At 68.7% G+C, this 13,501-nt stretch carries 15 protein-coding genes and 1 tRNA gene; 12 read left to right on the top strand and 4 right to left on the bottom strand.

Features of this window, described 5'->3' with window-relative positions; genetic code table 11:
- The 3 genes from rph to ACFPJ1_RS00390 are packed head-to-tail and all read left to right on the top strand — an operon-like array spanning position 1 to position 1,905.
- Positions 1-717, top strand: a complete 717-nt coding sequence (gene rph / locus ACFPJ1_RS00400; protein WP_380100642.1) for a ribonuclease PH — start codon at positions 1-3, stop codon at positions 715-717.
- On the top strand, positions 714-1,319 hold the full coding sequence (gene rdgB / locus ACFPJ1_RS00395) for an RdgB/HAM1 family non-canonical purine NTP pyrophosphatase (RefSeq protein ID WP_380100640.1): 606 nt from the start codon (positions 714-716) through the stop codon (positions 1,317-1,319). The genes rph and rdgB overlap by 4 nt, the downstream gene beginning before the upstream one ends.
- 1 nt (position 1,320) lies before the next feature.
- Complete coding sequence (locus ACFPJ1_RS00390) at positions 1,321-1,905, top strand: hypothetical protein (RefSeq protein ID WP_380100638.1); 585 nt, start codon at positions 1,321-1,323, stop codon at positions 1,903-1,905.
- 171 nt (positions 1,906-2,076) lie between these two features.
- Here ACFPJ1_RS00390 and ACFPJ1_RS00385 read toward each other — a convergent pair.
- The 3 genes from ACFPJ1_RS00385 to bcp all read right to left on the bottom strand — a co-directional run bounded on the left by ACFPJ1_RS00385 (position 2,077) and on the right by bcp (position 4,742).
- A tRNA-Leu gene (locus ACFPJ1_RS00385) sits at positions 2,077-2,157 on the bottom strand.
- 68 nt (positions 2,158-2,225) lie between these two features.
- Positions 2,226-3,824 carry a substrate-binding domain-containing protein gene (locus ACFPJ1_RS00380; RefSeq protein ID WP_380100636.1) on the bottom strand — a complete coding sequence of 533 codons (1,599 nt, stop codon included), beginning with the start codon at positions 3,822-3,824 and terminating at the stop codon, positions 2,226-2,228.
- A gap of 450 nt (positions 3,825-4,274) precedes the next feature.
- Entirely contained in the window at positions 4,275-4,742 is a 468-nt protein-coding gene (bcp, locus tag ACFPJ1_RS00375; RefSeq protein ID WP_132294880.1) for a thioredoxin-dependent thiol peroxidase, read from the bottom strand.
- 159 nt (positions 4,743-4,901) lie between these two features.
- Between bcp and ACFPJ1_RS00370 the strand changes: the two genes are divergently transcribed.
- The 3 genes from ACFPJ1_RS00370 to ACFPJ1_RS00360 are packed head-to-tail and all read left to right on the top strand — an operon-like array spanning position 4,902 to position 6,610.
- A complete protein-coding gene (locus ACFPJ1_RS00370; protein ID WP_380100633.1) occupies positions 4,902-5,945 on the top strand; it encodes a glucose 1-dehydrogenase in 1,044 nt (347 codons plus the stop codon).
- 39 nt (positions 5,946-5,984) lie between these two features.
- Positions 5,985-6,269 (top strand): DUF3618 domain-containing protein, encoded by a 285-nt coding sequence (locus ACFPJ1_RS00365; protein ID WP_380100631.1) that lies wholly within the window; start codon positions 5,985-5,987, stop codon positions 6,267-6,269.
- The gene (locus ACFPJ1_RS00360; protein WP_241995468.1) at positions 6,266-6,610 is read left to right on the top strand and encodes a GroES family chaperonin; all 345 of its coding nucleotides are present in this window, start codon (positions 6,266-6,268) and stop codon (positions 6,608-6,610) included. The genes ACFPJ1_RS00365 and ACFPJ1_RS00360 overlap by 4 nt, the downstream gene beginning before the upstream one ends.
- A 783-nt stretch (positions 6,611-7,393) precedes the next feature.
- On the opposite strand, the gene ACFPJ1_RS00355 is transcribed toward ACFPJ1_RS00360, so the two are convergent.
- Complete coding sequence (locus ACFPJ1_RS00355) at positions 7,394-7,771, bottom strand: DoxX family protein (RefSeq protein WP_380100629.1); 378 nt, start codon at positions 7,769-7,771, stop codon at positions 7,394-7,396.
- Between the two features lie 94 nt (positions 7,772-7,865).
- Here ACFPJ1_RS00355 and ACFPJ1_RS00350 point away from each other — a divergent pair, with 94 nt between their 5' ends.
- The 6 genes from ACFPJ1_RS00350 (at position 7,866) to ACFPJ1_RS00325 (ending at position 13,491) form a co-directional block, all read left to right on the top strand.
- Positions 7,866-8,402 carry a MarR family winged helix-turn-helix transcriptional regulator gene (locus ACFPJ1_RS00350; RefSeq protein ID WP_380100627.1) on the top strand — a complete coding sequence of 179 codons (537 nt, stop codon included), beginning with the start codon at positions 7,866-7,868 and terminating at the stop codon, positions 8,400-8,402.
- A 92-nt stretch (positions 8,403-8,494) separates the two neighbouring features.
- Complete coding sequence (locus ACFPJ1_RS00345; protein WP_380100625.1) at positions 8,495-9,091, top strand: TetR/AcrR family transcriptional regulator; 597 nt, start codon at positions 8,495-8,497, stop codon at positions 9,089-9,091.
- Positions 9,092-9,134: 43 nt separating this feature from the next.
- Positions 9,135-10,097, top strand: a complete 963-nt coding sequence (locus ACFPJ1_RS00340) for an alpha/beta fold hydrolase (RefSeq protein WP_380100624.1) — start codon at positions 9,135-9,137, stop codon at positions 10,095-10,097.
- The gene (dapC, locus tag ACFPJ1_RS00335) at positions 10,094-11,203 is read left to right on the top strand and encodes a succinyldiaminopimelate transaminase (RefSeq protein WP_380100623.1); all 1,110 of its coding nucleotides are present in this window, start codon (positions 10,094-10,096) and stop codon (positions 11,201-11,203) included. Before ACFPJ1_RS00340 ends, dapC begins: the two co-directional genes overlap by 4 nt.
- Positions 11,204-11,302: 99 nt before the next feature.
- Positions 11,303-12,724, top strand: coding sequence for a M15 family metallopeptidase (locus ACFPJ1_RS00330; protein WP_380100621.1), 1,422 nt, complete (start codon positions 11,303-11,305; stop codon positions 12,722-12,724).
- 110 nt (positions 12,725-12,834) lie between these two features.
- Positions 12,835-13,491: a hypothetical protein gene (locus ACFPJ1_RS00325; RefSeq protein ID WP_380100619.1), complete on the top strand. Its 657-nt coding sequence runs from the start codon at positions 12,835-12,837 to the stop codon at positions 13,489-13,491.
- Positions 13,492-13,501 lie beyond the last annotated feature (10 nt).

The following is a 13,501-nucleotide window of genomic DNA, read 5'->3' as shown; positions in this document are numbered from 1 at the left end:
ATGGCTCGTATCGATGGACGTACCGCTGACCAGCTCCGGCCGGTGACCCTGACCCGGAACTGGCTCGACCACGCCGAGGGATCGGTGCTGATCGAGTTCGGCAAGACCCGGGTGCTCTGCGCGGCCAGTGTCACCGAGGGTGTGCCGCGCTGGCGCAAGGGCTCCGGCCTCGGCTGGGTCAGCGCGGAGTACGCGATGCTGCCGCGGTCCACGAACACGCGCTCGGACCGGGAGTCGGTGAAGGGCCGGATCGGCGGCCGGACGCACGAGATCTCCCGGCTGATCGGCCGGTCGCTGCGCGCCGTGATCGACTACAAGGCGCTCGGCGAGAACACCATCCTGCTGGACTGCGACGTGCTCCAGGCCGACGGCGGCACCCGGACCGCCGCGATCACCGGCGCGTACGTCGCGCTCGCGGACGCGGTGTCGTTCCTGCGCGACCGCAAGGCGCTGAAGGGCGAACCGCTGACCGGCTCGGTGTCCGCAGTCTCCGTCGGCATCATCGACGGCGCCCCGATGCTCGACCTCTGCTACGAGGAGGACGTCCGGGCCGAGACCGACATGAACCTGGTGCTCACCGGCGACGGCAAGTTCATCGAGGTGCAGGGCACCGCCGAGGGCGCACCCTTCGACCGCGCCGAGCTGGACAGCCTGCTCGAGCTCGGCACGGCGGGCTGCGCCGAGCTGACCAAGCTCCAGCAGGAGGCGCTGGCATGAGCAAGATCCTGCTGGCATCGAACAACCAGAAGAAGCTCGAGGAGCTGCGCCGGATCCTCGCCCCGATCGTGCCGGGCATCGAGGTGCTCGGCCTGGCCGACGTCGCGCCGTACGAGGAGCCAGCCGAGACCGAGCCGACCTTCGAGGGCAACGCGCTGCTGAAGGCGAAGGCGGCCTTGGCCGCGACCGGGCTGCCGTCGATCGCGGACGACAGCGGAATCTGCGTGGACGCGCTGAACGGCATGCCCGGGGTGCTGTCCGCGCGCTGGTCCGGCCCGGCGAAGGACAACCACGCGAACAACCTGCTGCTGCTCGGCCAGCTGGAGGACGTGCCGGACGAGCGCCGGGGCGCGTCGTTCGTGGCGGCTGTCGCGTTCTGCCGGCCGGACGCGGAGGACGTCGTCGTCCGCGGCGAGATGCCCGGCTCGGTGATCCGCGAGCTGCGCGGTACCGGCGGCTTCGGGTACGACGTGCTCTTCCAGGCGGAGGGGTACGACCGGACCACCGCCGAACTGTCGATCGAGGAGAAGGACGCGATCTCGCACCGGGGCAAGGCCCTGCGCGAGATCGCCCCGATCGTCGCCCGAGCCCTGGAGGCCTGAGATGTTGTTCGCCGGATCCGATCGTGACGGGGTCGCCGAGGGGCGGATCACCACCGCCTACCGGCGCTGGTCCGAGGCCCGGGTGGTGGAGGGCCGGATCTACCGGACCAACGCCGGCCGGATCGAGATCGAGAGCGTCCGCGAGGTCAACCCGGACCTGATCGCGGACAACGACGCCGACGTGATCGCGGCGGACCGGCAGAACGCGAAGGACGTCCGCCGCCGGTTGCGCGGCAACGACGACTGGCCGACCTTCCTGGTGAAGTTCCACCTGGTCGAGGGCCCGGACCCCCGCGAAGAGCTCGCCGCCTCCGCGGATTTCTCGCCGGAGGAGCTCGAAGACCTCAAGGCCCGGCTCGCCAAGCTGGACGAGCTCAGCCGCCACGGCGCCTGGACCACCGACACGCTGCGCCTGATCCAGTCCAAGCCCGCGGTCCGCGCCGGCGATCTGGCCGCCGACCTCAACCGCGAGACCCCCGGCTTCAAACTCGACGTCCGCAAACTGAAGAACCTGGGCCTCACCCACAGCCTCGAAACCGGCTACGAACTCTCCCCCCGAGGCAAGGCGTACCTAGACACCCTCTGACCCACCGTCACAGTTCGTGCGATCCATAGCCTGGCCCTAGGCAAGGCCGATACGGAGAGGTGGCGGCGAAGAGTGCGGGGCTCGCGCTCGTCGCGTCGTTCTTCATCCCGGGCCTGGGGAATGATCGACGCCTACCAGGGCGCCAGGAACTGGAACACCAGCTAGCAAGGGTGCCAGAGGCGGGACTCGAACCCGCACACCCGAAGGCACCGGCACCTAAAGCCGGCGTGTCTGCCGTTCCACCACTCTGGCAACGAGGAACCGCGTTCCCAAGCGCCCATCTTAGGGACTTGGGAACGCGGTTCGCCCGGTGGTCTTGCTCAGCGGTTCTGCAGCGCGTCGATGAAGACCTGCTGGAGGTCCGACGGGTTGCGGGCCACGTAACTCTGGCCGCCGGTCGCCTGGGCCAGTTGGCGCAGTTCCCCGGCGTCGGTGTCGGGACCCATACCGAGGGCGATGATCCGGACCGGCCGGGCCGGGTCGCGCAGCGACTCGAGCGTCTGCACGGCACGTGCCAGACTGAGGCTGCCCGGGTCGTCGTTCTTGCCGTCGGTGAACAGCAGGACCGAGTTGACCGCACTCGGGTCGTAGCTGCTCCGGACCGCCCGGACCGCGGCGATGGCTGTGTCGTACAGACCGGTGCCGCCGTTCGGGATCGCCGACTGGGTCGTCAGGCTGCCGAGCATCCTCTGCCGTTGCGCCGGCGTCAGCTTGGCGATCGGGACCAGTTCCCGGAAGTCGGCACCGAGGTCACCGATCTTGGTCGAGAAGGTCCACAGGCCCAGCGCCGCGTTCTCCGGGAAGAGCTTCAGACCGCTGGCGGCCGCCTCGATGGTCAGCTGCATCCGGGTCTTGTTGCCGACCTTCTCGGCCATCGATCCGGACACGTCGATCACCGCGAGCGAGTGGGCCGACAGCGACAGCTTGGTCCACTCGAGCAGGCCCTTGCTGATCGCGGCCGTGGTCGGCTTAGTCAACTGGGTGACGTCGCCGACCCCACGCCCGCCGCCGAGCGGGCTGAGCTGCGGGTCCCGGAAGCCGGCGTCGTCGCGAGCCTGGCCGGCCGCGTCGGTGAGCATCTCCGCCGCGAGCGCCTTGCCCGCCTCGGTGACGGCTTCGTTGTTGGCCTTGGCGGTGACGACGACCGGGTAGTCGAGCACCAGCGTTCCGGTGCGCGGCAGGATGGCCTTCAGCTGCGCCTCGGGGTGCTCTTCCTGGTACTTGACGAAGCTCGCCTCCGACGCCGGGACGACGACGTTGCTGCCGTCCTGGTTGGCCCGGCCGAACAAGCCGTTCACGTCCGTGTACGGCTTGGCCATCGAGCCGAGCCGCTGCGCCAGCGGGATCAGGACGCCGGCGGTCTGCAGATCCGTCGCGCTGGTCTTCGCCCGCTCCGACGCGATCGACAGCAGTGCCAGGGTGCCGGATGACTGGGTCAGCGGGTCGAGCAGCGCCGGCGCGTTCGGTGGGGCGAACGAGCTGAGCCATGACGACGTGTTCGCGAAGTTCTCGCTCCGGCCGACCAGCACGAGGGGTGAGCTGGCGACCGACGGCACGGCGATCGCCGGCACCGTCTGCCCGTCATCGGCCTGGGCGATCCAGAGCGAGGAGTCCGGCACCCAGAGGTCGGGCCCGTTGTCATCTCCTTGCTTTACCTCCTGGGCGACCTTCGCCGAGGGAGCACCGCTGATGGTGAACTGCAAGCACGGACCGTCGTTGTTGTCCTTGTTGGCCAGTGACTTCGCGGCCGACTCCAACTGCGGCTGGAGCTCGGGTGTCGTGCTGAGCCGGATCTGGGTGGGGTCGTCGCACGACTTCCCGCCCAGGAACCCGTCGGCACCCGATTCCGATCCGAAGGAGCGGACCACAAATACGGCGCCCAACGACAGCACCAGTAGGCCGACGGCGGTCAAATACACCGGACGACGGTTGTTGTTACTTTTCGTCACCGCAGAGGAATGTTTTCCCATCGCGGCAGGTCCCTCCCTCCCAGAGGCAGACTGCGGGCGCAGATTACCCGGTTTGCACTGGTCAGGGCGAAGTTGGAGACCTTTGTTCACGCCGTGGACCAGGGGTTGCATCTGGACGCCGACTGCGCGGCCGGTACTGGTCGTCCCTGAGGAGGCTCGAAATGTCGCGGAGGGTAGCTAGGCGACTCCTATCCGGTGAGCTCGGAGTGTGATCCAAATCACAGTGACTGGTCGCTCAAGCGACCGTTGCATGCACCATGCCCATGAAACGGTTGCGGGTTTCCCTTCGAACCTTGACATGACAACGACCGCAGCCAGTAGACCCCCGGCGTACCGAAAAGGTTGTCTTTCACGATCACGCGGCAGGCCTCGAAGGCCGCGCGCCCCGCGGAGGTGAGGTCAGAGGCCGAGGTCGCGGCGCAGCTTGGCGACGTGGCCGGTGGCCTTGACGTTGTACTGCGCGACGGCGATCTTGCCTTCCGGGTCGATCACGAAGGTCGAGCGGATCACGCCGGTCACCTTCTTGCCGTACATCGTCTTCTCCCCGAACGCCCCGTACGCCGACAGGACCTCCTTGTCCGGGTCGCTCAGCAACGGGAAGGTGACCCCGTCGCGCTCCCGGAACTTCGCCAGTTTGGCCGGCTTGTCGGGGGAGACGCCCAGTACTGCGTACCCGGCGGCCGCGAGCGAGTCGAGGGAGTCGCGGAAGTCGCAGGCCTGCTTGGTGCAGCCGGGTGTCATCGCGGCCGGGTAGAAGTACACGATCACGTTCTTGCCGCGCAGGTCCGCCAGGGAGACGTCGTTGCCATCGGCGTCGGGAAGGGTGAAGTCGGGTGCGGCATCGCCGACGGACAGACGTTCGGACATCAGGAGCCCCTCCACGGATCGGTTGATTGTCAGACATTCTGCCGTACGCCGGTTCGCGAGGCGGAAGTGGCTCCTGGTGCCTGTGTTATCCCGCTTGCCGGGAGGCGGCGAACGGCGGGGTGACTTGCGTGTCGGGGTAGGGCGGGATGGAGTGGTGGCATGCGGGCGATGACGGTGGTGCCGGGCAAGGCTGACTCTGCCGCTGTCGGCGAGGTAGCGGAACCGCCCGAGGCGGACGGATCGGTCCTGGTCGAGGGACTTCTCACCGGCATCTGCGGCACTGACCTGGAACTCGTCTCCGGCGCCTTCGGCAGCGGACGCCCGGGCTCGGACAAGCTGGTGATCGGCCACGAGTCCCTCGGCCGGGTCCTGGACGCTCCGCTCGGCTCGGGCTTCAACCCCGGCGACCTGGTGGCCGGAATCGTGCGCAGGCCCGACCCCGAGCCCTGCCCGGCCTGCGCCCGGGGAGAGTGGGACTTCTGCCGCAACGGCCGCTACACCGAGCGCGGCATCAAAGAGATGGACGGGTACGGCGCTGAGCGCTGGCGGGTCGACCCGTACTTCGCCGTACCGGTTCCCGCCGAGCTCGGGCACCTCGGAGTACTGGTGGAGCCCACGAGCATCCTCACCAAGGCCTGGGACCAGGTCGACCAGGTGGCGGCGCGGTCCTGGTTTGCCCCGGAGCACGTACTGATCACCGGTGCCGGGCCGATCGGTCTGCTCGGGGCGCTCATCGCTCGGCAGCGTGGGTACACCGTGCACGTGCTCGACCTGGCGACGGACGGACCGAAACCCCAGTTGGTGCGGGACCTCGGCGGTGAGTACCTGACCAGCCTCGCCGACCTCGACGTAGTACCGGACGTCGTCATCGAGGCCACGGGCGCCGGGCAGGTCGTGGTGGACAGCGCCACGCTGCTGGGCTGGGCGGGCGTCATGTGCCTGACCGGGATCTCCCCGGGCCCGGAGTCGATCGGCGTACAGATGGACGCGTTGACGCGGCAACTGGTGGTCCGGAACGCGGCGCTGGTCGGCTCGGTCAACGCGGCGAAACGGCACTACGCGGACGCGGTGGACGTGCTGCTGGCGGCGGACCGGGACTGGTTGAACAGGCTGATCACCCGGACCGTGCCGCTGTCGGACTGGCCCACGGCCCTGGTCAAGGAGCCCGACGACATCAAGGTGGTCGTCGATCTCCGGGCCTGACCTGCAAGGATGTGATCAAACACAGTGAAGGGAGCCCTGGTGTCGGACACGCAGGCTCAGAGCGCCAAGCAGCAGGCTCGGAGCACCCAGCAGATCGAGGCGGACATCGCCGCCACCCGTGCGCGACTGGCCTCGACCGTGGACGAGCTGGTCGAGCGGGCGCACCCGAAGAACGTCGTCAAGCGGCAGGTCGACCAGGCGAAGGCGCAGGTCTTCGACGAGCGCGGCGAGCTGCGCACCCAGAAACTGATCGCGGTCGGCGGAGCCGTGGTCGGCGTGGTCGGGATGCTGCTGATGATCCGCCGCCTGGTGGGTCGCCGGTGACTCCTCGCAAACGTCTCTCCGACGACGACAAGCTGCCGATCCGGATGCTGCACGACCGGGTGCTCGTCTCGCTCGACCCCGAGGTCGGCGAGCGCAAGTCCTCGGCCGGCATCCTGATTCCCGCGACCGCGCAGATGGGCCGCCGGCTGGCCTGGGCGAAGGTTGTCGCGGTCGGCGCGAACGTCCGCACCGTCGAGGTGAACGACCGGGTCCTGTTCGACCCGGAGGACCGCGCCGAGGTCGAGGTCCGCGGCGACGACTACGTGCTGCTGCGCGAGCGCGACCTGCACGCGGTCGCCGCCGGCCGCCTCGAGGACGGCCAGACCGGCCTCTATCTCTAGCGGTGCTTGGCCGCTAGAGATGTGGTGTTTGTCGTGTGTTTCAGGCGGCCCTTGCAAGGTGTTCGTGGTCGATGTGGCTGCGGGCGTGGCGGTCGATGGTGGTCGTGGATGAACTGGTTGAGGCGGAGGCGGGCGAGGTCGTCACCGTCGCCATCGCCATCGCCATCGCCCAGACTGCTCCGCGCCATGACACCCACGCCAGCCCCACACTCGGCGATCAGAGGCGAAGCCTCACAGGTGCTTCTGGGGGTTCGCTGCCTCCTCTGGGTTTCGCTGCCTCCTGTGGGGGTTAGCCCACTGTTCTGACAGTGGGCGAACCCCTACGGCACGGGCGAAGCACACTCTTCGGCTGCGGCGGGCGAGGTTTCGCGCCCTCCGGGGGTGCGCTGGTGCTGTGGGGGTTCGCTGCTTCCTCGGGGGGTTCCCCACTGCTCTGGGGTTACCCCACTGTTCTGACAGTGGGCGAACCCCGTCGGCACGGGCGGAGCACACTGTGCGGCTGCGGCGGGCGAGGTTTCGCGCCCTCCGGGGGTGCGCTGGTGCTGTGGGGGTTCGCTGCCTCGTCGGGGGGGGTTACCCCACTGCTCTGGGGGTTAGCCCACTGTTCTGACAGTGGGCGAACCCCCTCGGCACGGGCGGAGCACATTGTGCGGCTGCGGCGGGCGAGGGTTCGCGCCCTCGGGGGTGCTAGCGGTGCTTGTTCCGTACTACGCACGCAGCCGCCGCGGCAGGTCTATCTGCCTCGGCGGCTGCTTTGTTGTGGCGCTCAGAAGCTTCCGGCCATCAGAAACTGTTCGGGCCGAAGCGGAAGATCGCGACCACCAGGGCCAGGATCAGCAGCACGGTGTTGATGCCGATCTGCGGGTACTCCTTGCGGCGGCCATGGGTGACGATCGCGCCGAGCATGATGATCGCCAGCCCGGTCGCCGCGAGCGGCACCAGGATCGTGGCGACGTCGAGGATGCCGGGCAGGATCAGGCCGAGAGCGCCCAGCACCTCCATCGTGCCGATGAACTTGATCGTGCCGGCGGAGAAGTCCTCGGTCCATTTCATCTGCGGGTTCGCCTCGAGCTTGGCCTTGGACTGGGTCAGCTTGGTCGCCCCCGCGGCGAGGAAGAACGCGGCCAGGACGCCGGCGACGATCCACAGGAAGACATTCATCAGTGACGGTCTGCTCTCGAATAGTTAGTTGATGTTTCAAGTCAGACGCTAGCCCGAATGACTTGAAGCGTCAACTAATCGCTAGACTGAGGGCATGACGGGGGAAGATGGCGGCATGGCAGCCGAGGGTGCCCGCGCCGCGGAGGAACCTCGACCGGCGGACGAGGAGGTTCGCTGGCTGGAGCCTGCTGAGCTGGAAGCCTGGCTGGCGCTCGCGGCGTTGCTGTTCAAGCTGCCGGGTGCGCTCGACTATCAGTTGCAGCGCGACTCGGATCTGACCCACTTCGAGTATCTGGTGATGGCCGGCCTGTCGGAGTCGCCCGGGCATTCGCGCCGGATGAGCGATCTGGCCGGCTTCGCGAACGGCTCGCTGTCGCGGTTGTCGCACGTGGTGAAGCGCCTCGAGAAGCGCGGCTTCGTCGTACGCCGTCCCTCCGAGGAGGACGGCCGGATCACGGTCGCCACCCTGACGGCCGCCGGCTATGCCCAGGTCGTCGCCGCGGCGCCGGGCCACGTCGCCACCGTCCGCGAGTACGTCATCGACGCCCTCACGCCCGAACAGTTGGCCCAGTTGAAGGCCATCGGCGCCGCGATCCACCAGAAACTCGATCCGAGCGCAGGTCCCTGCTGACCTGAAGCGGCGGTCCCTGCTGACCGGATCTGGCCGTCGCCCGGCAGAAACTCTATTGCCTCGAATAGAACGGCCGTGCTTTTATGGCCGGCATGAGCAAGGGCGAGCAGACGCGCGCCGCGGTGCTGGATGAAGCTGCGCGGCAGGTGAGCCTGGTCGGGATGAACGGCCTCACCCTCGGCCTGCTCGCCGAGAAGACCGGGCTGTCGAAAAGCGGGCTGTTCGCGCACTTCAAGTCCAAGGAGCAGTTGCAGGTCGCGGTGATCGACCGGGCCGTCGAGCTCTTCGCCGAACGGGTGATCCGGCCGGCCCTGAAGACGCCGCGCGGGGAGCCGCGGCTGCGGGAACTGTTCGACCGCAAGCTCCGCTGGGACAGCGGCGATCTTTCCCTGCCTGGTGGTTGTTTCTTCGCCAGCGTCTCGGCCGAGCTGGACGACGCTCCGCCGGGCCCGGTCCGTGACCGCTTGGTCGAGGTTGAGCTCGACTACGCGGACACGCTCGCCACCGTCTTCCGGACCGGGATCAGCGAAGGGCAGTTCCGCGCCGACGCCGACCCCGAGCAGTATGCGTTCGACATCAGGGGAGTGCTGCTCTCCTGTCACCACGCCAGCCGGCTGCTGGCTGACCCGAAGGCCCAGGACCGGGCGCGCACCGCTTTCGAGGCGCTGATCCGTGCGGCCAGGAACTAGACCTTGAACTGAGCTTCAATCCCTGTGAACGAGGAGCACTTCCGTGGCGGCAAAGAAAAGCACGAACGGTCGGTCTTTAGTCAGAGCCTTCCGCGTCCTCGAGAAGGTCGCCCCCGGGATCGGGGCCGAACTGCTGGACCGCGCCTGGTTCCGCTTCCCGCCGATCTCCGAGAAGGCCCGGCGGCTGCGCGTCGAGCTCCCCACGGCTGAACCCTTCGAGGTCCCGTTCCAGGGCGGAATGCTGCGCGGTCAGGCCTGGGGTGAAGGTCCGACGGTCTACCTCGTGCACGGCTGGGGTGGCTGGGGTCTGCAACTGGCCGCGTACATCCCGCCGCTGGTCGCCGAGGGATTCCGCGTCGTCACGTACGACGGTCCGAGCCACGGTGCTTCGGACGCAGGGCGGGACGGCCCGACCCGGAGCTCACTCCCCGAGCTCGCGGAGGCCTTCCAGGCGGTAGTGGCCGCGCAGGGTCCGGCGTACGGGGTGGTGGCTCACTCGCTCGGGGCGGCAGCCACCGCGCTGGCGCTGCGGAGCGGGCTCGCGCCGCGGCGGGTGGTGTTCCTCGCGGCGGCCACGGACTTCGTGCACACGCTCGACATGTTCCAGACGGCCTTCGGGTTCGGCCCGCGGGTGCGAGCGAGCTTCCTGCGCCGGTTCACCCGCAAGTTCGGCACGATGGAGAGCTACCGGATGGACCTGGTGATCGACGCGCTGGCCGAGGACCGCGAACTGCCCGCGCTGCTGGCGATCCACGACCGCGCCGACCACGAGACGCCGTACCAGGGCACGCTGGCGGCCGCCAAGGTGTGGCCGGGCGCGACCGTCCAACTCACCGACGGGCTCGGCCACCACCGGGTGCTCTGGGACAAGGAGGTCGTCGAGTCCACCCGGCGGTTCCTCGCCGCGGCCCACCCGTACGCGAGAGCCGGCCAACGCCCGCAGGTGTCCGGGGAACGGGCGGTCGCCGACGCGGCGTTCGCGGTACAGGAGACAATGAAGGGGTGACCTTCGCACCCACCTCCAGCCGTCTGCCCGACTTCCCCTGGGACAAGCTCGCCCCCTTCAAGCAGAAGGCGGCCGCGCATCCCGACGGCATCGTCGACCTGTCCATCGGCAGTCCGGTCGACCCGGTGCCGGACCTGGTGAAGAAGGCACTCGCCGACGCGGCCGACGCACCGTCATACCCGACCACGATCGGTACGTCGACCGCGCGCCAGGCCGCCGTCGACTGGCTGGCCCGCCGGCTGGAGGTGCCCGGAGTAGATCCGCTGGACGGCATCCTCCCGGTGATCGGCACCAAGGAACTGATCATGCTGCTGCCGACGCTGCTCGGCATCGGCGCCGGCGACACCGTGCTCATCCCGGACCTCGCCTACCCGACGTACGAGGCGGGCGCGGCGCTCGCCCGCGCGACGAGCATCCCGATCGCCGACCCCACGCAGTACGACGGTGGTCCGGTCCGGGTGGCCTACCTGAACTCGCCGCGGAACCCGTCCGGCGAGATCACCTCGGCGAACGACCTGCGCGCGGCCGTCGAGTGGGCGCGGGCCAACGACGTGCTGCTGGTCAGCGACGAGTGCTACGCCGAGTTCGGCTGGGACGCGAAGCCGGTGTCGGTGCTGCATCCGGACGTCTGCGGCGGCTCCTTCGACAACCTGCTCGCGGTGCACTCGCTGTCCAAGCGGTCCAACCTGGCCGGCTATCGCGCCGGATTCGTAGCCGGCGACCAGGCGGTCGTCGCGGAACTGCTGGCCGTCCGCAAGCACGCCGGGCTGATGGTGCCGTCGCCGATCCAGGCGGCGATGGCGGCGGCGTTCGCGGACGACACGCACGTCGAGCAGCAGCGCGAGCGGTACCTGCGCCGCCGGTCCGTCCTGCGGCAGGCGCTCACGGACGCCGGCTGGACGATCACCTTGTCCCAGGGCGGGCTCTATCTGTGGGCCGAGCACCCGTCGTACGATGCGTACGGATCCGTCGCAGCACTGGCAGATCGAGGCATCCTGGTCGCTCCGGGGGCGTTCTACGGAACAGCGGGCGACCGGCACGTCAGGGTTGCTCTCACCGGTACCGACGAGCGGGTGGACGCAGCGGTGAAAAGGCTGCAGGACTAGGCGAACCTTTCGGGGCCGGTGTGACGTCTTCCTTGGTGACTGCCTCTAGTAGGTAGTGGGGGTGCCAAAAGGGCTCTCCTGGGGTGGAGAGGACTGGCCATGAAGTTTCGTAGCCTCGGCTCGGCCGCTGTAGCGGCAGCGCTGCTGTCAGGACTGGTTCCGGGAGCGGCCCTCGCCGCCTCCCCGGAGCCGACAGACACACCTGCCGCGATCGACACGGGGTCGTCGGAGGCAGGCGCTGCCTCGGACGACCCGACCACCGTGCCTCCGTCGACCGTCACCAAGTCCGAGGCCGGCGCTGCCGCCGACGACCCGACGACGCCACCTCCGACGACGCCACCTCCGACGACGCCACCTCCGACCCCGCCACCGACGACGCCGGCCGCGGTGCCGTATGCGCTGACGCTGAACCAGCCGGCGGCAGCGTGGGAGGACCGGCCGATCACCTTCACCGGCAAGGTGCTCAACGGCTACAACGGCCTCTACCTGACCCTGTGGGAGAAGGTCGGCACGACCTGGGTGATGCGTTCTCGCACCCGCTCGACCACCGGCGGCGCCTACAAGTTCGTCTACATCTCGCCGAACCCGTCGAAGAACCTCTTCCGGGCCAACGTCGGCGTCCTCTTCCCCAGTTCGAACGGCGGCTCACCCGACCGCACCGTCACCGTTCTCAACCGCACCCTGGTGATGAACAAGCCGGCCGCGTCGTACGTCGTCGTGTCCGGCGTGAAGATGACGGGCCGGCTGACCCCGGCCGAGCCCGGCAAGAGACTTGTCGGCCTGCAGGACCGGTACGGCGGCGGGTGGCGGACCCTGACGAGCGCGTGGATCGCCCCCAACGGGACATTCGCCGTACCGGTCCCGGACAACCTGCCGGCGACCAAGACCGTCCGGGTGATCACCCTCGGAGTGGGGACCGCCTCGGTGGAGGCGTCGGCGTACGCGGTGATCACGATCAAGGCGCTGGTGAACGCGAGGGTCTTCGCGGTGACCACCGGGCTCGTGTCCAAGACCTATCGCGCGGGCTGCCCGGTCCGGCCGTCCTCACTGCGCCGGCTGCTGGTGAACTACTGGGGATTCGACCACGTCGTTCACCGTGGTGAACTGATCGTCCGCGACGCCGCGGTGGCGAAGATGATCTCCGTCTGGACCGCCTCCTTCAACGCGAAGTTCCCGATCCGGCGGATGCAGCGCGTCGACGTCTTCGGCGGCAGTGACATCCGGGCGATGGCGGCGGACAACACCTCGGTCTTCAACTGCCGTCAGGTGACGGGCAACCCGTATGCCCTGTCGCCGCACTCCTACGGCTTCGCGATCGACATCAACACGGTCGAGAACCCGTACCTCGCGGCGAACAACGTCTGGTACCCGTCGAACGGCCTGGCTTACCGCAACCGCAGCGTGTCCCGTCCCGGCATGCTGTTCAGCACCAGTACGCCGACCAAATCACTGCGGAGCCTGGGCTTCTTCTGGGGTGCCGGCTGGAGTAAGCCCGACTACCAGCACTTCGAGCCGAAGTGAGGCTCGCAGTCGCGGCAGTGGCTGTTCTCGGACTGCTGGTGGGTTGCAGCAGTTCCGAGACGCCCGCCGCTGCGCCCACTCCCGCGCCCCCGGCCAACGTGGGTGGAACGGTGCCCGTTCCGACGATCACCCTGAGCACGGCCAAGCCCACGGATGCTGCCGAGCCTCCGCAGATTCCGGAGCAGGCCACGGCACCTCCACCCGCCGCGGCCGGTCCGGTGTCGGCCAAGAACCTGCCTGCCGCCGCCAAGCTCGGTGCCGGGTGGAAGACCTACACGGATCCCGGTGGGGCCGAGGCGGGGTTCCAGGGCAACGAAACCTGGACGCGTCGCCGTGAGGCTCACCAGGCCGCATTCGAGGCGCTGCCCATCGGTTGCGCCAAGCAACTGCCAAAGGACTCGCTGCCTGTCCCGCAGCACGCCCTGCAGGGTTCTTATCGCACTAGTCGCGCCATGCCCGCCACTGCGCTGGTGCTTCGCTTCGGAGACGCGGACAAGGCCACCGCCTACTACCGCGGCTACCAGGCACGCATGAGCGCTTGTGGGTCCGACGCGAACGCCCAACTCGCAGTACAGAGTCTGTGGTCTGAGGACACTGCCGCTGCATCGGTACGCCGGTACGCCGGGGCCGAGGCTTTCGTGGAGGTGTCGGTGGTTGAGGGGGCCACGGTGGCCTTGCTGGCGGCGGAATCGGCCGCGCCTGCCGGGGAGGCCGCCTGGGCCCAGAGCGTCGTACCGGAACTTCGGGCTGTGATCGACTCACCTTAAAGCTGTACTA

The sequence above is a fragment of the Kribbella qitaiheensis genome (genome assembly GCF_042657745.1).
In the GTDB taxonomy this organism is placed as follows: domain Bacteria; phylum Actinomycetota; class Actinomycetes; order Propionibacteriales; family Kribbellaceae; genus Kribbella; species Kribbella qitaiheensis.
The sequence above is the reverse complement of the archived record's forward strand: the minus strand, read 5'-3'. Positions and strand labels throughout refer to the sequence as shown.